The sequence below is a fragment of the Leucothrix mucor DSM 2157 genome, assembly GCF_000419525.1.
In the GTDB taxonomy this organism is placed as follows: domain Bacteria; phylum Pseudomonadota; class Gammaproteobacteria; order Thiotrichales; family Thiotrichaceae; genus Leucothrix; species Leucothrix mucor.
Genome location: NZ_ATTE01000001.1, coordinates 1,334,534 through 1,355,971, shown reverse-complemented (window position 1 = coordinate 1,355,971; position 21,438 = coordinate 1,334,534). Strand labels below are relative to the sequence as shown.

Here is a 21,438-nt window from a genome sequence, read left to right as displayed (position 1 = left end):
TATTCCTTAATTGGAAAAACACCTAACGCCTGCATAGCGCGCTTACTACCATAAATATTAAGCCTAAATTTACCACTTAATACACCAAATCAAAAGAAATCTATCGTTTAATCATTTGATGAGCAAAGTCCGCTAGAATTTGTAAAGTGATTCCATACTTGGGCTTATTTCAGAGTTAAGAGCTTGAATCATACCGTTAAGAGGTATGAGGCCCAGTGGAACGAAAAGTCGCGCTAAGCAATATTCTGTTCAAGTTTCTTATATCGAGAGTCCTAGTTATTATTGAACGAGATGAGTTTGTGGGATCTTGATTGATGAGATGGCTTTACGGAACATTATTTCGGTGTTTCTGAGAGAAAACCTAGAGAGTACGAGGTGTCTTGTTAGACGACCGTTTGATGACACAGCCCAAAAGGCTAAATACTGATGAAATAGACCTTAGCGATACGTTTTTAACTTCGTTCTGACCAATCCAGCCAACAACTTAAGAGTAGTTTAGGGCTTAGCAGTCACTCTGTGGCTTTCTCACGCTGAGAGTAATTAGCATTAAAAAGACACGGGCATTAACGCCTTCTTTTTGTGCATCAGTTAATGGCAAATGCCCACTTAAAATTTGCTCTATTTCTGACAGATACTCGTCAATCGCCCCCCCCAGTTCAGGCATTTCATCTCGTAACCAACTAAATTCAGACTCAATGAAATCTAATAACAGTAGTGGGTTATTGCCAGATTTAAGCCTTGATTCAACCTCTTTTATAACATAATCACTACCCATACTAGATTCTCCTTTTGTATTTCTAACGCATTCACCAGGAATATACAGGAGCAACAGGTCTAAATAGGGTTTGGCTTGTACTTTTTAGAGGCCCTTACAAAAACCTCTAGACCCTATCTGTAGCCTGCAATATCAACATGGAGTTTAGCTTTTACCAGCACTTACTAAAATAAGTATCCCTGCTGTGCTCTTAGAACCAAGTACCGATTATAATTAAAATCGCTAACTTAAACACCAATAAAAAGCCATCCGAGCAGATTCAGTAGGCTACATCATTTTTTAACTGCAAACTGACAAACCCAAACAAGGGCGCTGGTTGCATTGAATCAGCGCCTTCCGACGCAGGAGGCGAAGCTGATTTAATGTAACCAGCGGCCGCCACCCGCCGTCCCCCTTCACGGGTGAGATTACGCCGATATAGTATTTGCCTGAGTTTGTCGTACATGGCACTCTCCAAATGTTCCTGTATTAAAGGAGAACATAAAATGCAAGTGGTCAATGTTCGTGAATTAAAAACAAACCCATCAGTCGCATTACGAGCCGCCAAACTGGACTTGATGATGATCACAAACCGTAATAAACCGGACGCACTACTCGTAAGCATGGAACAACTGACAGGTATTCCAAACCTTGAGCAAGTTCGTCTGGTGCTTGGCGTTTCCATGTTTCGGGACAAACAATTATCTATCGCAGCCGCAGCAAAGGTAGCCGGCAAGCCATTGTCTGAAATGCTTACACTGATATCAGAAATGGGGATACCAGTTGTAGATTACTCGCCAGAAGATGCCGAGTCTGAAGCAGACTTTGCTGAAAAGTGGGTTCAGGAGCATAAGGCTTAATGAAGCCAAGGGCCGTAAAATCGCACGTCAATTGTCTCTGGACATGATGGGCAGCGCCGGGGTGATTGCTACTGCGAAACGGCTTGGACTCATTGAGCAGGCCAAACCATTACTGCTGCGCTTAAGTGAATCAGGATATTACCTGTCCTCGACTGTGGTTGATATGGCGCCACAAGATCACAAATCCTGATCCTATCAATCCCATAAAATAATTGGAATCAATCATAGCGGCGTCGTACTCTAGTCAACATCAACTTACACAGGATACCGCCGCAGATGACTCAAACTTCAATTCGCATGGGCGTAGATATCGGTGGCACATTCACCGATGTCGTCCTTGAGATTGGTAGTCACCAATTCTCAACCAAAGTCCTAACGACCTACGCAGCTCCCGAAAACGCCATCATTGATGGTATGCAACAAGTCTGTAAGCAAGCCGATATTGCCCCCTCCCAAATCGGACAGATTATTCACGGCACCACGCTGGCTACCAACGCTCTGATCGAACGTCGCGGTGCAAAAACCGCACTGATCACCACCCAAGGCTTTCGTGATGTGATTGAAATGCGCACCGAGTCGCGCTTCGAGCATTACGACCTCAACCTTACCATCCCCGAGCCACTTATTCCTCGCCAGCAGCGTTTTACCCTGCTTGAGCGTGTGGATGCGCAAGGCGAAGTGCTGATTGCTTTAGATCGCGCTGAAGTGGAGGCGCTGGTCGATTCCATTAAAGACGCCGGATACCAAAGCATTGCGGTTGGCTTACTTCACTCCTACTTAAACGATGCACATGAGCAGTTAGTCCGTGAAGTACTGGCCGAGAAAATGCCGGATGCCATGGTCTCGCTCTCCTGCGAAGTCTCCCCGCAAATGCGTGAGTACGAGCGCTTTAATACCGTCGTTGCCAATGCCTATATCAAGCCTTTGATGAAGAGCTACCTAGGTCGCTTGGAAGGCCAGCTTAAAAGCGAAGGCGTGAATTGCGATATCTTCCTAATGCACTCCGGTGGCGGCATTATCTCTATCGAAAGCGCCGCAGAGTTCCCTGTGCGTTTGGTTGAGTCCGGCCCTGCCGGCGGTGCTGTGTTTGCAGCCAATATCGCGGCACGTTACGGTCTCGATAAAGTGCTGTCATTTGATATGGGCGGCACCACCGCCAAGATCTGCCTGATCAAAAACCAAACTCCAAAAACCAGTCGCGTGTTTGAAGTCGCCCGCACCTATCGCTTTAAGAAAGGCTCCGGTATGCCCATCTCGATTCCGGTAATTGATATGGTCGAGATCGGCGCGGGCGGTGGCTCACTCGCTAATGTCGATGCCATGCGCCAAATTCGCGTTGGCCCCGAGTCCGCAGGCTCCGAGCCAGGCCCAGCGTGTTACGGTCGCGGCGGCGAGCGCCCAGCGGTGACCGACGCTGACTTAGTCTTAGGCAAGCTCGACCCCGATAACTTCGCAGGCGGCTCCATCCAGCTACACACCGAAAGTTCCAAAGCCGCACTGGAAAATGTACTTGGCAACATCTTAAATATGGATGCCCTCACCGCAGCCTACGGCTTAGCCGAAGTGGTCGATGAAAACATGGCCAATGCCGCTCGCGTGCATGCTGTAGAAAATGGTGAAGACTTAACCCATTACACCATGATCGCCTTCGGTGGCGCAGCACCATTGCACGCCGGACGCCTGTGTGAAAAGCTCGGAGTGAATCGCTTGTTAGTCCCAGCCGGTGCCGGTGTCGGTTCTGCCATTGGTTTCTTACGCGCGCCCTTTAGCTTTGAAGCCAACCGCAGTGTGTATATGCGCTTATCCGAGTTCCAGCCGGAGGTGATTCGCCAGTTACTCACCGACCTTGAAAGCGAAGCCACCAAATTTGTGCGCTCTTGCGATGCCACGGCTGAAATTCTCTCCGAGTACAAGGCTTATATGCGCTACTCCGGCCAAGGCTGGGAGCTGCCAGTTGCACTCACCAAAGCACAAGCGCTAAACCCTGATGCGGCCGTCTTTAAGCAACTGTTTGAAGATGACTACATCAGCTTATTTGGCCGCGCCGTTGAAGGCATGGATGTGGAAATTACCGTGTGGTCGGTGAATGCCACCACCCCAACCGAAGCCGTTGAGCCGGTTGAAGTACTCGCAGGTAACTCACCAGCCACCGTCGCCAGCACGCGCAGCTTGTTCGATCCGGCCTTAAGCCAAAGCGTCGAGGCCAGCGTTATCCTGCGTGATGATCTGCAAGCCGGTCAATTAGTCACCGGCCCCGCCGTGATTACTGAAAACGAAACGACAATCGTGCTGCCATCCAGCCGCCAAGCCATTCGCCAGAGCGATGGTTGTATTGATGTGAGGACAAAATCATGAGCAAAGGCAATCCAAACCAACACTCCACGGTCGCTTTTCAGGTCATGTGGAACCGCCTGATTTCGGTGGTTGAAGAGCAGGCACAAGCGCTAATTCGTACCGCGTTTTCAACCTCGGTGCGGGAGGCAGGCGACTTATCTGCGGGCGTGTATGACCTTCAGGGTCGCATGTTGGCACAAGCCGTTACCGGCACACCGGGCCATGTGAATGCGATGGCCGATGCAGTTGGACATTTCATTCGTCGTATCGGTGCAGATAATATGTTCGAAGGCGATGTGTACATCACCAATGACCCATGGGAAGGCACCGGCCACCTGCACGATATCACCGTGGTTAGCCCCTCATTTCATCATGGCAAGCATGTCGGCTTTTTCGCCTGCACCGCGCATATCGTGGATATCGGCGGACGCGGCTTTGGGGCCGATGCCAACTCGATTTACGAGGAAGGCTTGTACATCCCGATTATGAAATTTGCCGAGCGTGGCGTGGTAGATAAAACCCTGCAAGCCATTATTCGTGGCAATGTGCGCGAGCCGGATCAAGCCATGGGTGATATGTATGCGCTGGCGACTTGTAATGAAGTCGGCCATCATCGCTTAGTGGAAATGATGGAAGAGTTCGGACTGGACGACTTAAGCGGCATTGCAGCGTTCGTCTTAGAAAACTCTCGTCTGGCCACTATTGAGCGTATCGCCGCGCTTAAAAATGCGGAAGCCGATGGCGAAATGCGCATTGATGGCTACAGCACACCGATTGATTTAAAAGTGCATTTAGAAATCAAAGACGACCACATTCTATGCGACTTTACTGGCAGCTCCGGGCTGGATAAAAAAGGTATTAACGTACCTCTGGTGTACACACAGGCTTACGCTTGCTACGCCTTAAAGTGCGCTATTGCACCGGAAATTCCAAACAATGCGGCCTCTTTAGCGCCTTTTGTGATCACCGCTCCTGAGAACACCATTGTGAATGCGCTGCACCCTGCTCCGGTTGCGCTGCGCCATGTGATCGGCCACATGCTGCCGGATGCGGTTTACAATGCGCTGGATAAAATTCTCCCGCATACCGTGCCTGCTGAAGGTGCTGGGACGTTGTGTAACTTCCAGGTCTCTGTGCGCCCGCGTACCGATGCACCGGCACCAGCCGATGCGGTTCGCGCTGAAGTACTAACCTTTAACTCTGGCGGCTCCGGCGCTCGTCCAACGGTGGATGGCATGAATGCCACGGCCTTCCCTTCTGGCGTCATGACCATGCCGGTCGAAGCGACTGAGCACACGGGGCCGGTGATTATCTGGCGCAAAGAGTTGCGTGAGGATAGCGGCGGGTCGGGCAAGTTCCGCGGAGGCTTGGGTCAGCATATGGAGATCAGCGCCCGCGAAGGCCATGAGTTTGATTTCTCGGCCATGCTGGATCGGGTAGACCATCCGGCTCACGGTCGTCAAGGTGGTCAAAGCGGCGCAGCGACGCATATCAAGCGCAGCGATGGCACTATTATGAAAGCCAAAGGTAAGCAATTTGTACCGCATGGCCAGCGCGTGATTATGGAATTCCCCGGTGGTGGCGGCTATGGCCCAGCTTCTGAACGCGACCCTGAGCTGGTAAAACGTGACTTGGCGCGTGGCTATATTTCAGCAGCGACTGCCAAGCGTGACTATGGTTTGAGTGACACCGAGATCACTAACATTCTGAATACCGCCAAATCTGGGGAGTCTGTCTAATGCAAAAAAATCATCCAACCCAAGCACCCAAGCAATCCAGTTATGACGTGGTGATTATCGGCGGCGCAATGCTCGGCTCCTCCGTGGCGTGGTTTCTAACCGACAATCCGGATTTTGATGGCTCCATTCTGGTGGTCGAAAAAGACCCCAGCTATGAGTTCACCTCGACCGCTCACACCAACAGCTGTATGCGCCAGCAATTCTCGCGAGAGATTAATGTACGCATTTCGCAATTTGCCGCCAAGTTTGTCAAAAACTTTCAGAAATACATGGGCAATGACGAGCGCGTACCGCCGCTGCATTTCCAAAGCTATGGCTATATGTATCTAGCTGACAACCAAGGCTTTGTGGATGCGCTACAAGAAAGCCTGAAAGTGCAACAGGCTTGCGGCGCAGGCACTCAATACATGACCGCTGACGAGATTCAGGCAGCTTATCCGTTCTATAATTTAGAGGGGATTATTGGCGGTAATCACAACCTGATCGACGAAGGCTATTTCGATGGCGGTACGCTATTTGACTGGTGGAAACGCTCGGCTAAAGAGCGCGGCGTGGAGTACCTGACTAATGAAGTCGTTTCCATGGCCAAAAATGCGAGCGGCACACGTGTCGAAAGCATCACGCTGAAATCGGGTGAAGTGGTTTCCTGCGGCAAAGTGGTGAATGCCTCCGGCCCGCGCGCAGTACTCACCTCACGCATGGCGGGTATTGAAATTCCGGTTGAGCCACGCAAGCGTTACACCTTTATCTTTGATGCCGAGCAGCCATTAGACCGTGACCTGCCATTGACCATCGACCCCAGCGGCGTACACATGCGCTCCGAAGGCAAATACTACCTTGCTGGCTGCCCACCCGATATTGACCCTGCGGTCGATTACAACGACTTCGAGGCCGACCACAGCATTTGGGAAGAGAAGCTCTGGCCGATCATCGCCAATCGTATTCCCCAGTTTGAAGCGATTAAAGTAATTAACTCCTGGGTCGGTCATTACGCCTATAACACCTTCGACCAAAACGCGATTATCGGCCCGCACCATGAAGTTGAAAATTTCCTGTTTGTGAATGGCTTCTCCGGTCATGGCTTCCAGCAGTCTCCGGCCATGGGTCGCGGTACCGCTGAGTTAATCACCTATGGCGAATACCGCGAACTTGACCTGTCACCGTTTCACTTTGATCGCATCCTCAACAACCAGCGCTTCGTGGAAAAGGCTGTGATATAACGCCAACAACAAACTAACATTCACCGATAACAACCTCCCAACCTAGTGAGATGATTATGAAAAAATTAGTACTAACTGGCGCTGCTGGCCGCCTTGGCTCTTACCTTCGCGAACCACTCTCTAAAATGGCCGACACTTTGGTTTCTACCGATTTAGTGGATGACATCGGTAAACTATACGATGGCGAGTCCTATGTGAAAGCCGACCTTGCAAAGCTGGATGACATGATGGCCGTACTCGAAGGTGCAGACATGGTTGTGCACTTTGGCGCAATCGGTGATGAAGCCCCGTTTGATGATATTCTGCAATCCAATATTGTCGGCGCTTACAATGTCTGGGAAGCGGCCTATCAGCATGGCGTGCGCCGCGTGGTGTATGCCAGCTCCATTCATGCCGTGGGTATGCACCCGAAAAGCGACTTTATCGGCACCGATGCGCCACACCGCCCAGACACTTATTACGGCTTGGCTAAATGTTTCGCAGAAGACCTCGCCAGCCTGTACTGGGACAAGCGCAAAGTCGAATCAGTTTGCATGCGCATCCTGTCTTGCGCGCAAGTCAGCAACGCCCGCGCGGTCGGCTCATGGTTGTCTTACGATGATTTGATTCACTTGGTTGAGCGCGCCATTGATACGCCGGTCACTGGCTTCTCGGTGGTGTATGGCGTGTCGAATAATGACCGTGCACCGGTTGATAATCACAAAGCCAGCTTCTTAGGCTACCGCCCAAAAGACAATGCTGAGCAGTTTGCCGAGAAGATCTTCGCCGAAGAAGGTCCAATGGATGTGACTGACCCCGGCAATATGTGCCAAGGCGGCCCGTTTGCTTCGGTTGAGTTAGGCAATAGCGGCGTCGCAACGATGAAAATCGTGGATGACAAGAAAACCATTTAGGCCCATGAAGTGAATAATTATGTCAGATAAAAAAGTAGCATTGATGGTTGGTGGCGGTTTAACCAGCTCGGTGTGATGACAGCATGGGGATGATCAATCTATTTCGAAGCAAGTTTGCTATGCTCAGGGCTTGCCACAGCGATGCCCTAAACTTGCGCGATGACGGGCGATAACCAAGCGGATAGATCATTCCCATGAACTTCAATCTCAAACAAATCGAAGCCTTTATTTGGGTCGCCGACCTTGGCAGTTTTCGCAAGGCTGCCTCGCGACTGAACACTACGCAGCCGAATATCTCAGCTCGAATTTCAGCATTGGAATCTGCACTTGGTGCGCATTTAATGGAGCGCGATGCGGGCTCCGTTACCCTTACGCGTCAGGGTATCGAGCTTCTTAAATACGCTCGCCAAGTCATTCGCAGCGCTGAGGCCTTAGCCAAAGCCTCGGGCAAAAGCACTCTGTTTCAAGGCTCATTAAAGCTTGGCGTGACCGAAATGGTGGTTAACACTTGGCTGCGTGACTTTCTGCGGGAGCTTAAAGAGCATTACCCCAATATCACTGTTGAGCTAACCGTTGATGTTTCGGTGAATCTAGAGAAGGAATTACTGGATCGCTCGATTGATCTGGCACTGCAAAATGAGCCCTTTGTGCATCAGCTCAATGGCTCGCAAGACCTTGGTACCTATCCGCTAATTTGGGTTGCATCGCCAAAACTCAAACTGCATGAAAAGTCCGAAGTCACCCGCGAAGAGCTGGCCAGCCACCCTATTTTGACGCATGCCAGAAATACCCGCTTGTATGATGAGGTCGAAAGCCATTTTAATAGTGTGCACAATATTCGTATCGTGCCCTCTACAAATCTGGCGGCTTGTTTACACATGGCTGCGGATGGCATGGGCGTGGTGACGGTGCCGGCGGTAATGGTGTTGAATGAGTTAAAGTCCGGGGAATTGGTACAGATTAATTACCCGTGGGCACCGGAGAGTTTGCACTTTTTAGCGCGCTACGATGCGGACCGAGCAGCTGGGTTGGTGGCTTCAGCGGCGGAGATTGCGGGGAATGTCGCGGAGCGGTTTAATCGGTAGTAATCAGATTTTAGACTGAATATACTATTGCTATAAAATAGACTTTAGAGCAAACAGATGATTTCTACCATTCTACGTCAGACCTCTAGCAATATTCTTGCTCGTAAGCAGCCGGGCTATCAACGCTTCTTACATCAAAAGATTGACTTCAATGAGCAACTGATTGGCATCAAAGGCGCGCGTGGTTGTGGCAAAACCACTCTGTTGCTACAACACGCAAAGCAAAGCGGCCATGAACCACACCGTATTCTTTATATCGCCTGTGATCATCCGGCAATGATCGATGTCAGCCTGTTTGAGCTGGCCCAAACCTTTCATCAAGAAGGTGGCGAATTGCTATTAATTGATGAAATTCATAAGTCCGCCAAATTTGCCGCACACCTCAAAGCCATACGCGATACGTTTGATCTGAAGGTGATATTTTCAGGCTCCTCTGCATTGCGACTGCAACATGAGTTAGCTGACCTATCGAGACGTGCAGTGGTTTACACCCTACCCGTGTTGTCACTGCGCGAGTTTTTAGAAATCGAAACCGAGCAATCTTTCGAGGCCTATGCTCTGAGCGATATTCTCGAAAACCATACGCGTATCGCTGCCGAAATAATGCAGCAGGTACGCCCGATTGAACAGTTCAAAAAATACCTGCAATACGGTGCCTATCCGTTTTACCGTGAATCATTAGAGAACTATTCCTCAAAGTTGCTAGAGGTCATAAACCTAACCATTGATTCTGACCTGTCCGGTATTTTCGGCATTGATCCCAGCAAACTCGATAAACTGAAAAAGATACTGTACATGCTGTGCTCGACCAATCCAGTTGAGCTGAATGTATCTAAACTCAGCGGCGCTGTTGGCACCTCTTGGCCGACCTTGTCTCGCTATTTAGATAGTATGAGTGCGGGGAGTTTGGTGCATGTCATCCGTGGCGGAAGTGGCATGCGCACCGTCAATAAGCCGGATAAATTGCTTTTAGATAATACCAATTTATTTCAGGTGCTATGCGCAAACCCAAACCTTGGATCATTACGGGAAAGCTTTTTTGTCTCGCAGCTAAGCAGCCAACATCAGATTCATTATCACAATCAAGGTGACTTTATTATCGATGATGAATGGGTCTTTGAGATTGGTGGCGCACAGAAAACACTCAAGCAGTTAGCGGGTAATCCTAAAGGCTACGCGGCGATTGATGATGTGGTTGTTGGGGATGGAAGGCGAATACCGCTTTGGTTATTTGGGATGGGATATTGATTGCTCACGGTCGATATTTCGCCTCATCCCTTTAGCCAATAAAGAAAACCTAGCCATTTGACAGCGCCACTCTCTACTCCTAATAATGTTTAAACCCATTTGGCAAATACGAGTATCAAGGCGGCATAAGATGAGCGATGAACAGTTTAATATCCCAAACGATAAAAACACCCTCCTCACAATGCCGGAGCGACGCTTGTTTTTGCAGGCATTGTCCGTCCCTGCACTGCTAGCCTTGCTGCCAAATAACGCCTTTGCAACAGACAACAATGCATTAATCACCAAGCCCATTCCCAGCACTGGAGAACAGCTACCAGTCATTGGAATGGGCACATGGATCACCTTTAATGTGGGCCGCAATATCGACGCGCGCAATGTACGCACCGAGGTATTGAAAACCTTTTTCGACCTTGGCGGCAAAATGGTCGACTCCTCGCCCATGTACGGCTCAGCTGAAGCCGTAATGGGCTATGCGCTGGAACGCCTAAAATTACAAGGTATAAAGACTGATGAATCACTGTTTTCAACTACCAAAGTCTGGACACATTCTGATGGTGAAGCGCAAATCGCCGATTCTTTTCAGCTCTGGGGTTTGGATAAATTCGACCTGTTTCAAATCCATAACCTAGTGAACTGGCAAGATCATCTGAAAAGGCTTCAGCAACTAAAGCAAGCCGGAAAAATCAGGTACCTTGGCATCACCACCTCCCATGGCCGCCGCCATGAAGATCTTGAAGAAATCATGAAAACGCAGCCACTCGACTTTATTCAGCTCACTTACAATATGCGATATCGTGAAGCCGAAAAGCGCCTGTTGCCACTGGCTAAGGAAAAAGGGATTGCGGTAATTGCCAATCGCCCTCTTGATGGCGGGCAACTATTTAACCAATTTGCCAATAAGCCATTGCCTGCTTGGGCGGGTGAAATTGGCTGCACGAACTGGGCGCAGTTCTTTCTGAAATTTGTGGTATCGCACCCCGCAATGACTTGCGCGATTCCAGCCACCTCAAAGGTCGCTCACATGAAAGAGAATATGGGTGCAGCGCGTGGCGTGTTACCCGACCAAGCAATGCGAGCAAAAATGCTAACGTACATTCAGAGTCTCTAATGTCACAACTACTGCAATTTTCCTTATTGGATATGACGCCTTATGACCGGCAAAGCTGGTTTTATTTGGTGGGTGATTATAATCAGGCAATCTGGTTGGCTTATCCAGTCGCCCTATTGCTAACGCTGGCCATGCTAGGTTTACTCTTTCGACCAACTAAAAGGCTGAGCGATCATCAGTCCGTTCGCTTGGTACTAGCATTGCTGGGCGTTGGTTGGATTTGGACCGGTGCCGTATTTCATACCCAATATTTTGCTGATCTTAATTGGGCTGCACCTTGGTTTGGTTGGGCTTTTGTTGGTCAGGGTTGTCTGCTGTTATTGGCTGCTACATTGATGAAATCAGCCTCATGGGTGCCACTGTCATCGCTACGTGGATGGCTGGCACAATTTCTACTGTTATTAGGTCTGGTCATTTACCCGCTTAGTGGCTTGCTAGAAGGCAGAACTTTTACGCAGTTGGAATGGTTTCCTTTGCTGCCAGCACCTGTGACTCTGGTCAGCTTTGCAATATTAGTGCTACTAACAACACGATGGCGACATGCTTTAGTGGTTATTCCTATTTTGTGGGGTGTAGTGAGTGCAGCCTTTGCGACTACACTCGGCCTGCTAGAGTTCTATTTTATGGCTGGGGCAATTGTTTTATGGTTAGCACACCTAGCGTTAAGCCTCACAAATAAAAGATCTGGTTAGACAATACACCAGTTCACCACTTGTGAACTAGCTTGCTAAGTGATATATTCACATTTAGTGAACAGAGGCGATTATGCACGTTATATCAAGAAAGCCATTTAATGATGCCGCGAAGAAATATCCAAACGATGCAACCGCAATAGAAGCATTATATAAGACGCTGAGAGCTAACCTCTTCAATGATCCGTTGGATATGAAAAACCTGTATCCCAGCTTAGATAACTTTAAGTACAAAGATAAATGGTATGTCATAGATATAGGCGGCAACAATTTACGCCTTCTGGCTTTTATTGAGTTTCGTGACAACCGCATGTTCGTCAAACATATTGTGTCTCATGCTGAATATGACAAGCTATGCGCTAAGTATGCAAAGGAGTCAAAATGAAGAACTTTAACCAAGTAAAACACACGGCATTAGAGCTTTTTTCAATGGCTGGTTTTGTTGGGCATATTTCAAATGAGGACGAATACCATCAAGCTTTAGCGCTGATGGAAGAACTAATCGAAGAGTACGATTTATATAAACCTCTAATTGAAGTTTTGTCTGTTTCCATCGAACGTTGGGAAGATGAGTCTGAAGAGTTCGTTGAATTCAACGCCAACATTACAGGCCTCGACAATGATGTCGCAACCTTAAGAACCATCATGGATCAGTACCAACTTAAAGCAGATGATCTTAAAGAAGTTATCGGCGGTAAAAGTCTGGTATCCATGATATTGAATGGCACTAGACAACTAACCAAAGATCACATTCAAGCATTATCGGCTAAATATAATATTAGCCCTGCGGCCTTTTTCTAGGGTATCGATCCCATAAACTCAGCAAACAAAAAGGCTATGTTCCTTGAACCGTACGAAGCTCGTACAACCCAATTCACATAGCCCTCTTTAGACAAGAACCATCAGCGCCTAATCACTTACTCACCAGGCTGTTCCGCTGCAGGCTCCTCTTTTTTCAACTGCTTAGCATACTTGTCTCTGGGGCCATTCCCATCGCCAAATAGCTTACGCACGACCACATAATAAATAGGCACAAAGAGCAATGCCAGCATGGTTCCGACCAGCATTCCCCAAAGTACACTAGTACCGATAGCACGTTGGCTGGCAGAGCTTGCACCAGAAGCAATATACAGCGGCACAACACCAGCAATAAACGCCATTGAAGTCATTACGATAGGACGGAAACGCAGCGCGCAGGCTTTCATCACGGCGCGAACTCGATCCATGCCAGATTCTTGCAATTCTTTAGCAAATTCGATAATCAAAATCGCATTTTTGGCCGACAAACCCATCACCGTTATCATGCCGATTTTGAAGTAAATATCGTTATCAAACTCTCGGAAGTAGTTACCCAGCGTCACACCCAAAATACCTAAAGGCACAACTAACAACACCGCAAATGGCATTGACCAGCTCTCATACAAGGCAGACAAGCACAAGAACACCGCCAAGCCTGACAGCAGATACACGAACAGCTCCGAGTTACCCGCACGGATCTCTTCTAGTGACTGACCGCTCCAGGCCACCGAGAAGCCCTTACCGAGCTTAGTCGCCAACTCTTCAACGTGCTTAATCGCTTCACCACTAGAGAAACCGGGGGCTGCCGAGCCTTGAATCGCCATGGCGCTAAAGCCGTTATAACGCGTCACCTGCTCTGGGCCTTTCGTCCAATTGACCGACGCCAGAGATGACATTGGCACAAGCTCACCGGTTGCATTCGGAATCGTCATGCTCAGAATATCATCCGGCTGCATCCGTGCTTTGGCTTCTGCCATCACATACACACGCTGCATGCGTCCTTTATTCGGGAAGTCATTTACATAGTTAGAACCAAAGGCACTGGCCAAGGTGAATGAAATCGCCGATAGCGGTACGTTTTGCGCAAAGGCTGCATCACGGTCAATATCGACCCGTATCTGCGTCGCATCTTCCAAACCACTGGGGCGAACACCGGTCAGTATGGAGCTTTGACTGGCCATTCCAAGCATTTGATTACGGGCAGCCAACAGCGCATCATGACCTAAGCTATTACGGTCTTGCAGGTAAAAACTAAAGCCTGAAGATGAACCCAAACTAGAGATCGCTGGCGGTGTCACGGCAAAGATCATCGCATCATTAATCGACTGCAACTTGCCCGTTAGCGCACCGGCTAATGACATCGCATCCTCACCGGGCTTCGTCCGCTCTGCCCAGTCATGCAGCGTAATAAAGCTCAAGGCCATGTTCTGCCCCTGACCCGTAAAGCTGAAGCCCAGTACCGAGATAACGTCCTTAACCGTCGACTCTGCGCGGATAATGCTCTCAGCCTTCTCCAACATTTGCGCCGTACGTTCCTGAGTCGCACCGGTTGGCAGCTGATAAGTCACCAGTACTGTACCCTGATCTTCCGTCGGCAAGAATGAGCTAGGAATCTTCTGGAACAAATAAACCGATGCCGCAATCACCATCATAAACAGCAACAACATCACAACCGTGTGCTTAATTAAGCGGCCAACCAGTCTGCGATAGCCCTTGGTCAGCTTGGAAAACATCCGGTTAAACCAACCAAAGAAGCCTTTTTTCTCATGGTGATCTGCACTAATCGGCTTCAATAAAGAAGCACATAATGCAGGCGTCAGTGACAGCGCTAAGAACGCGGAGAAGGCAATCGAGGCGGCCATAACCAACGAGAACTGCCGGTAAATACCACCGGTTGCGCCATCCAATGAAGCCATCGGAATAAATACCGCCACCAGTACTAAAGTAATACCGATAACCGCACCCGTGATCTGCGTCATCCCTTTATGCGCGGCTTGATATGGCGTGAGTCCTTCCTCTGCCATCAAGCGCTCGACGTTCTCCACCACCACGATGGCATCATCCACCACGATACCGATAACCAGTACCATCGCAAACATGGTCAGTACGTTAATACTCAAGCCCAGCGGCTGCATAATCGCCACCGCACCAAGCAATGAGATCGGTACAACAATCGTCGGAATAATGGTGTAGCGGATATTCTGCAGGAATAAGAACATCACCAAAAACACTAAGACCAGTGCCTCACCCAAGGTGTACAACACCTTTTTCAGCGAGATTTCAACGAAGGTAGAGGTGTCGTAAGGCACTTCCCAGCTCATACCTTCCGGGAAATAAGGCGCCATTTGAGCCAAGCGTTCCTTCACTTCACTGGCCACCGCCAAAGCATTACCACTAGAGGAAAGCTGCACACCCACACCTATCGCAGGACGGCTATTTAAGCGGGCACTGGTGCTGTAAGCCTGACTCCCTAACTCGATAATCGCCACATCGCTCATGCGTACCGTTGCACCGCTATCGCTACGCTTGATAACGATATTTTCAAACTCTTCCGTGGTGGATAGCTGACCGTAAACATTGATCGCGGTGGTGTATTGCTGCCCTGCCATACTGGGCAATGCGCCCAAGCTACCGGCTGTAATCTGTGCGTTTTGTGCGCCAATCGCGGAGGTTAAATCAGCAAACGACAAGCCATAGCTCTTAAGTTTTTGCGGGTCAACCCAGATACGCATCGCCTGCTCAGAACCAAAAATCTGAACCGTACCTACCCCTTCAATTCGCTGTAAATCGGGCTGAATAGTACGTACCGCGTAATCGGCGATGGTCGTCTGTAAAATGGACGAGCCTTCTTCCGCATACAACATGCTAAACAGCAGGAATCCGGTTCCACCTTTGGATACCGTAATACCCGTATTTCGCACCGACTGCGGCAAGCCTGACTCTACTTGCGACAGTTTATTCTGGACGTTGACCTGCGCGATATCCTCATCGGTACCGGATTTAAAGGTCAACGAGATGGTTCCCGTCCCATTGGAATAGGCATTGGACTCTACATAATCGACGTTTTCAACCGAGTTCACGCCATTTTCAATGACCGAAATAACCGAGTCCTGAATGGTTTTCGCCGTTGCACCGGTATAGAAAAATGAAATATTAATCTTCGGTGCCGCAATATTCGGATACTGCTCAATGGGGATTTTAGTCGCGGAAAACAGTCCCGCAAAAATAATAAAGATTGCCACCACCCATGCAAAAATTGGGCGGTCGATAAAGAACTTTGCCATGTTATTCCCCTACGACCTTAGCGGCTTCTGGTGGCTTATCGCTACTCCACGGGCGAGTCTGTACTTTCTGCGCCCCCATCTTAATTGCCATCTGGCCCATGCCATCCACAATCACTTTGGCGTTTGGTGTTAAGCCTTTAGTGACAATCCAGCTTTGGTTACGCTGACCACCAATGGTGACCGGCTGTGCACGAAAACTGCCGTCATCTTCAACCACCATCACCGTGTCAACTTCGCCACGAGTCACCGCTTGCTGAGGCACCATATAAGCACTGTCGATGCGTTCTTGTGGCACATTCACCCGCACATACAAACCAGGGATCAGGTCCTTCATCGGGTTAGGCACTTCGGCGCGAATCGTTACTTCACCAGTGCTTTCATTCACCGTTTGATTCACAAATAACAAACGACCTTTATGCGGATACGGCGTGCCATCATCCAGTGTAATTTGGATATTGCGATCAGAACCGGTACTGCTGCTATTGGCCCGTTGCGCTTCACGTAGCTTCAGGATCGCGCTAGCTGGCTGGGTAATATTGACGTAGAGTGGATCAAGTTGTTGTACTTCCACCATCGGCGTTTGAGAAGCCACCACGTAAGCGCCTTCCGTGACTTTAGAGCCACCTGCCACACCATCAATCGGTGAGGTAATGCGGGTATAGCTCAGGTTAATCTTAGCCGTTTCAACACTCGACTCCGCCGCTTGCACCATTGAGCGAGCAGAATTCAATCCCGCTTTTGCCGAAGCAATATCCGCCTCCGCCGCGTTCACATTACTTTGCTGTACCTGAAACGTTGACTGCGCCTGATCGTAATCCTGACGAGGAATAACATTAGTCTGAATCAACTTCTCATAACGGATCAACTGCTTGCGTGCGTAATCGCGATTAGCCTGCGCTTGGATCAGTGCCGCCTCGGTACGCTTTAGGCCCGCTTGAGCGGTAGCAACCGATGCTTGCGCCGTACTTAAGCCCGCTTTGGCATTATTAAGCGCCGTATTAAATGTGCCTTGATCAAGCAAATATAATAAGTCGCCTGCTTTAACCGTCGCGCCTTCAGTAAATACACGCTTTTCAATCACACCGCTAATGCGTGGAATAATCACGGCAGAGCGAGAAGCCTGTAAACGTGCTGGCAAATTGGTAGTGCGGGTAAGCGTTTCCGGCGTGGCTGTAATAATATCAACCATCGGCAGTGGACGTTGTTGTTGCGGTGCCGCGTTCGCAGCCTCAGCCTGTTTTGGTGCATCTGCCTTTTCGCAACCGCTGATCACTAACAATACGAAAAGGATCAACGCCCCGAATCGAGACGGCTTTTGGTTTAACATGGTGAACTTCCCAGATGTGATGTGTGTACGAGATCATTATGGTGTGCAGAAATAGCAGGTGCATTGTACTTAAGCGACTAATTGCGCGCAAAGAAAGAGTCGTAATCTATCCATAATTTAATAAGTCGCGCGCCATAATGGCTTATATGTATTTAAAAACACCATTAACCCAGAAATACCGTTATTCAGTATTGCCAAGCGAATGCCATTTTAAGAAAAACCGCCTATAAGCCCTTATTCTGATTAGGAATTATGAGCAGATAAACGGTTTAGTTGTGACGGTGTTACGCTAAAAAACTTAGATTTCTACCGAGGTCATCCATTGGTCCGGTGTGCCGCGACTATCGCGTAATTTACCCGGACGCACGCCCTCTCTATCCGGCATGTCCGGTGCCAGAAACACAGCGCCCAAGAAACGCTCTTGCTCTGGAATCTTGCAAATATCAAAGCAGGCTTTTTCTCTCAACACACCACCACTTGACCAGTAGCTGTCGATATTTCGAGCCGTTGCCGCCAGCAATAAATTCTGCGTAGCCGCCGACGCCGCCGCAACATGTTCTTCATTTTTCATGGCGCAACGGGTTGCGCCCTCTTCGCCGCTGCAGTTTTCTGGCTCAGGCAACCAAGTCACAATCACCAGTGCACCATACGCCGCGATCATGCGCAAAATGGCCGCGTTTTTGGTTAAGCCCAACTCAGGATGCTCAATCAGCGCGTCAATCAAGCGCAAGCAATTTTGATGATCCAAGGCATAAAAACGCCATGGCACCGGTGAATTCATCTCACGATCAAGGTGTGAAGCATGGGCCATATAATGAAACGGTGCCCAACCCGATACCTTCATTGCTTCCTGCACTTTGGCAAAAAAGTCTTCCGGAATCTCGGGAATCGCATCGACATCGCCAATAACTTTGACCGATTTACGCGACTGAATCACCTGATCGACTGCACGCTCTAGCTGGCTGGGTGATAACGTTTCTGCTTGTTGAGTCATTTCATATCCTATCTATTACGAGACACAGCGCAAAATAGAGGCATACGCTGATAGTATTTCACACTGATTCAATACTAAAAGTGCAAAGCGCGCAAGAACTAGGCCGACCAAAACAAAGAATTAGGCAAATCGCGAGGACTATCGCAGAATTAAGGACAGCCATCAGCCACTGATATAGGACATGAGGTCGACTGCCATGAGTAAATTAGGAACCATTACCCGTCGGACGTTTTTAGTTGCCTCCGCAGCCGTTGCCGGTGGTGTCGTATTCGGCACTTATAAATACCTGCAGCCAGTGCCCAACCCCTTATTAGAGACTGATGACGCAGCCAAGCCCGATTTCGCCAGCTTAAACCCCTATATCAAAATCGATCAGGATGGCGTGACCGTGATCACCCCACGCGCAGAAATGGGCCAAGGCATTCACAGCGCGCTGGCCATGATGGTTGCCGAAGAGTTGGATTTGGATTGGAAAACCATTAAGACCGAACATGGCCCTGCCAGCAACAGCTACTACGTCGGCATTATGATGGAAGCCATGGCGGGCCATCAGTATGACCACGGCAAGAAAGCCACCTTCATACGCGAGCTCTCGCACATCCCCGCCAAATTTATGGGCTTGCAGCTCACCGGCGGCTCGATGTCGACACCGGATGGCTTTATTAAAATGCGCAGCGCCGGTGCCAGTGCACGCTTGGCATTAATGCTGGCTGCGGCTCAAGAATGGGGCGTGGTGGCTACCGGCCTGAAAACCGAAGATGGCTTTGTGATCAATCCCGCCAATAATGAAAAACTCGCCTATACCGAACTGGCCGTGAAAGCTGCAGCGATTGAAGCCCCTGTCGAACCACCGCTGCGTGACCCGTCCCAATGGCGTTATATTGGTAAATCGATGCCACGCGTAGATATTCCGGCTAAAACCACTGGTACGGCAGAGTTTGCCAGCGATGTAAAACGCGAAGGCATGCTACACGCCACGGTTAAAATGAGCCCACGCTTTGGGGCAGGCATCAAATCATCCGACACCCGTAAGGCCGAAGCCATGCCCGGCGTTGAGAAAATCATTCAGCTGGATAACAACGGCTTTGCCATTATCGCTAATAACACCTGGCGAGCGTTTAAAGCGGCAAACGCCATTGAGGTGGAATGGGAAACCGCCAGCTACCCTGCTGACACTGCCGGTATTATGCAAACCTTTGAGGAGAGCTTTAATACCGAGCCCAATGGCACCTTTGAGGAAAAAGGCGATGTGGAACTGATCTTTGCCGACGCCGGTGATTTGGTGACTGCAGAATACCGCGTGCCGTACTTAGCGCATTCCACCATGGAGCCAATGAGCGCCGTGGCTCAGGTTAAAGACGGCCGCGTCGATATTTGGACCGGTGCACAAGCGCCAACCGGTAATCGCGATGCCATTGCCGACGCGGCGGGCTTAGATGCCAGCAATGTACACATTCACACTACCTATTTAGGCGGTGGCTTTGGCAGGCGCTCTGAAAATGACTTCTCGATGATGGCTTACAAAATCGCCGCGCAAACCAATGGCAAGCCCGTCAAGGTCACGTGGAGCCGTGAAGAAGACATGCAGCACGACTTTTATCGCCCGGCAGCCATTGCGCGCTTTAAAGGCGTGATGGGCGCTAAAAAACCACTGGCCGTGGATATCAAAATTGCCAGCTCCTCGATTTTTCTCTCCATGTCGAAGCGCTCCTCCATGCCCGCGATGGGTTCAGACCCGTTAATTGCCGAAGGCACCGCCGGACAGCCCGATGCTATTGAGAATATGCGCATTCGCACTTATACGCCGGAGCTGGACATTCCGGTGGGATTCTGGCGCTCGGTCGGCGCCTCTTATAATGGCTTCCTGCATGAAAGCTTTATGGATGAACTCGCCGCCAGCAAAGAACTTGACCCTATCCAAATGCGATTGGCGATGTTTGGTGATTTAGCGCCACCAGGCAATAAAGTGGTTGAGAAAGTTGCGCAAATGGCAGGCTGGACCGGTCGTAAACATGAGAATGGCAGCGGTTGTGGTTTTGCTTACACCCTATCGTTTGGTGCGCATACCGCTCAGATTATTGATGTGAGCATGACCGATCGCGGCATTAAGATTGATAAAGTGTACTGCGCCCTTGATGTGGGCGTGGCGATTGATCCGCGTAATATTGAAGCGCAAATTCAGTCTGCCGTTATTTATGGCCTCACCTCGGCGATCAGTGGCGAAATTACCTTTGAAGATGGCAAAGTCGTGCAGTCGAATTTTCATGACTACCCGGCGATGCGCATGAATGAAGTGCCTGAGATTGAAGTGGCAATTTTGGAGAATAACCCCAAAATTACCGGCGTGGGCGAGCCCGGAACGCCACCGTCAATTCCTGCGCTGGCCAATGCGATTTTCGCCCTGACTGGCACGCGGATTCGTGAGTTACCGATGAATAAGTTGGTTACGTTTGCCTGACAGCACGGTGGGCATACTTAGCCAATGGATAGTGCTGAGGCAACTTATGTCCGTCGATTACGAAACAATAATACTAGAAATGACAGCGACACCAACCATGCCATCATCGCTGCGCCACGCCCGATCCACGTCATCGCTTGACTGGTCTTTCCGAGTTGATCATCGCGGTCATACAACACCCGCTCGCCAAGCTGTAATACCAAAACCGGGATAGAAATTTTCGATGCGCTCTGCGCTAGTGCCTGCCTGCGCGGTACGGTCTGAATGGTGAGTTCGGTGCCTTTGCGAATCTGGCCAGTTAACACCGGCTCAAGCTCAGGGATTTTCTCAACAAAATTAAGTGCGAAGCGGTCGGGGTCATTTTCAAACATCAGAGTCCAAACGCGGCCTGCTTTTTTAGTTTGGGTGATTTTAGATTCACTAACAATGCCGGTGGTGGTCACCCACTCGTCACGCGGCGCAGGGTCGTAACTGCTAAAAGTCCAAAGGAGAAGGCCGACAAAGCCAAATAATAAAACTAATGCTATTAAAACGCCTTTCACGTGTCACGCTCCTACTTATATGATGATATTTCAGCTGGCATACGTTGGGATGGGGTCAATGCCGACGCTTTTTAGCAAACCGGTTAAGGTATCACGTACCCG

The 21,438-nt window shown here is 49.6% G+C and carries 18 protein-coding genes; 13 read left to right on the top strand and 5 right to left on the bottom strand.

The window, feature by feature from the left end; translation table 11 throughout:
- Positions 1-502 precede the first annotated feature (502 nt).
- On the bottom strand, positions 503-775 hold the full coding sequence (locus LEUMU_RS0106005; protein ID WP_022951373.1) for a hypothetical protein: 273 nt from the start codon (positions 773-775) through the stop codon (positions 503-505).
- A 485-nt stretch (positions 776-1,260) separates the two neighbouring features.
- Between LEUMU_RS0106005 and LEUMU_RS0105995 the strand changes: the two genes are divergently transcribed.
- The 12 genes from LEUMU_RS0105995 (at position 1,261) to LEUMU_RS0105940 (ending at position 12,734) form a co-directional block, all read left to right on the top strand.
- The gene (locus LEUMU_RS0105995) at positions 1,261-1,614 is read left to right on the top strand and encodes a UPF0175 family protein (RefSeq protein WP_022951371.1); all 354 of its coding nucleotides are present in this window, start codon (positions 1,261-1,263) and stop codon (positions 1,612-1,614) included.
- Complete coding sequence (locus LEUMU_RS29410; protein WP_084708048.1) at positions 1,559-1,804, top strand: PIN domain-containing protein; 246 nt, start codon at positions 1,559-1,561, stop codon at positions 1,802-1,804. Before LEUMU_RS0105995 ends, LEUMU_RS29410 begins: the two co-directional genes overlap by 56 nt.
- 86 nt (positions 1,805-1,890) lie before the next feature.
- A complete protein-coding gene (locus LEUMU_RS0105985) occupies positions 1,891-3,969 on the top strand; it encodes a hydantoinase/oxoprolinase family protein (RefSeq protein WP_022951369.1) in 2,079 nt (692 codons plus the stop codon).
- Positions 3,966-5,687 (top strand): hydantoinase B/oxoprolinase family protein, encoded by a 1,722-nt coding sequence (locus LEUMU_RS0105980; RefSeq protein WP_022951368.1) that lies wholly within the window; start codon positions 3,966-3,968, stop codon positions 5,685-5,687. Before LEUMU_RS0105985 ends, LEUMU_RS0105980 begins: the two co-directional genes overlap by 4 nt.
- Positions 5,687-6,907, top strand: a complete 1,221-nt coding sequence (locus LEUMU_RS0105975; RefSeq protein ID WP_022951367.1) for an NAD(P)/FAD-dependent oxidoreductase — start codon at positions 5,687-5,689, stop codon at positions 6,905-6,907. Before LEUMU_RS0105980 ends, LEUMU_RS0105975 begins: the two co-directional genes overlap by 1 nt.
- Positions 6,908-6,963: 56 nt before the next feature.
- On the top strand, positions 6,964-7,800 hold the full coding sequence (locus LEUMU_RS0105970; RefSeq protein WP_022951366.1) for an NAD-dependent epimerase/dehydratase family protein: 837 nt from the start codon (positions 6,964-6,966) through the stop codon (positions 7,798-7,800).
- A gap of 194 nt (positions 7,801-7,994) precedes the next feature.
- The gene (locus LEUMU_RS0105965; RefSeq protein WP_022951365.1) at positions 7,995-8,885 is read left to right on the top strand and encodes a LysR family transcriptional regulator; all 891 of its coding nucleotides are present in this window, start codon (positions 7,995-7,997) and stop codon (positions 8,883-8,885) included.
- A 57-nt stretch (positions 8,886-8,942) separates the two neighbouring features.
- A complete protein-coding gene (locus LEUMU_RS0105960) occupies positions 8,943-10,133 on the top strand; it encodes an ATP-binding protein (protein WP_022951364.1) in 1,191 nt (396 codons plus the stop codon).
- 130 nt (positions 10,134-10,263) lie between these two features.
- Complete coding sequence (locus LEUMU_RS0105955) at positions 10,264-11,241, top strand: aldo/keto reductase (RefSeq protein ID WP_022951363.1); 978 nt, start codon at positions 10,264-10,266, stop codon at positions 11,239-11,241.
- Positions 11,241-11,933 carry a DUF6064 family protein gene (locus tag LEUMU_RS0105950; RefSeq protein WP_022951362.1) on the top strand — a complete coding sequence of 231 codons (693 nt, stop codon included), beginning with the start codon at positions 11,241-11,243 and terminating at the stop codon, positions 11,931-11,933. Before LEUMU_RS0105955 ends, LEUMU_RS0105950 begins: the two co-directional genes overlap by 1 nt.
- A 73-nt stretch (positions 11,934-12,006) precedes the next feature.
- Positions 12,007-12,318, top strand: coding sequence for a type II toxin-antitoxin system HigB family toxin (locus tag LEUMU_RS0105945; protein WP_022951361.1), 312 nt, complete (start codon positions 12,007-12,009; stop codon positions 12,316-12,318).
- Positions 12,315-12,734, top strand: coding sequence for a helix-turn-helix domain-containing protein (locus LEUMU_RS0105940; protein WP_022951360.1), 420 nt, complete (start codon positions 12,315-12,317; stop codon positions 12,732-12,734). Before LEUMU_RS0105945 ends, LEUMU_RS0105940 begins: the two co-directional genes overlap by 4 nt.
- A 116-nt stretch (positions 12,735-12,850) precedes the next feature.
- Here LEUMU_RS0105940 and LEUMU_RS0105935 read toward each other — a convergent pair whose 3' ends face one another.
- The 3 genes from LEUMU_RS0105935 to LEUMU_RS24910 form a co-directional block, all read right to left on the bottom strand.
- Positions 12,851-16,015 carry an efflux RND transporter permease subunit gene (locus LEUMU_RS0105935; RefSeq protein ID WP_022951359.1) on the bottom strand — a complete coding sequence of 1,055 codons (3,165 nt, stop codon included), beginning with the start codon at positions 16,013-16,015 and terminating at the stop codon, positions 12,851-12,853.
- A gap of 1 nt (position 16,016) precedes the next feature.
- Positions 16,017-17,342, bottom strand: a complete 1,326-nt coding sequence (locus LEUMU_RS24915; protein ID WP_022951358.1) for an efflux RND transporter periplasmic adaptor subunit — start codon at positions 17,340-17,342, stop codon at positions 16,017-16,019.
- A 298-nt stretch (positions 17,343-17,640) separates the two neighbouring features.
- Entirely contained in the window at positions 17,641-18,336 is a 696-nt protein-coding gene (locus tag LEUMU_RS24910) for a nitroreductase family protein (RefSeq protein ID WP_022951357.1), read from the bottom strand.
- Positions 18,337-18,532: 196 nt separating this feature from the next.
- On the opposite strand from LEUMU_RS24910, the gene LEUMU_RS0105920 reads away from it, so the two are divergent.
- Positions 18,533-20,794, top strand: a complete 2,262-nt coding sequence (locus LEUMU_RS0105920) for a xanthine dehydrogenase family protein molybdopterin-binding subunit (protein WP_022951356.1) — start codon at positions 18,533-18,535, stop codon at positions 20,792-20,794.
- Positions 20,795-20,838: 44 nt separating this feature from the next.
- On the opposite strand, the gene LEUMU_RS0105915 is transcribed toward LEUMU_RS0105920, so the two are convergent.
- Positions 20,839-21,336: a hypothetical protein gene (locus LEUMU_RS0105915; RefSeq protein WP_022951355.1), complete on the bottom strand. Its 498-nt coding sequence runs from the start codon at positions 21,334-21,336 to the stop codon at positions 20,839-20,841.
- Between the last annotated feature and the right edge of the window lie 102 nt (positions 21,337-21,438).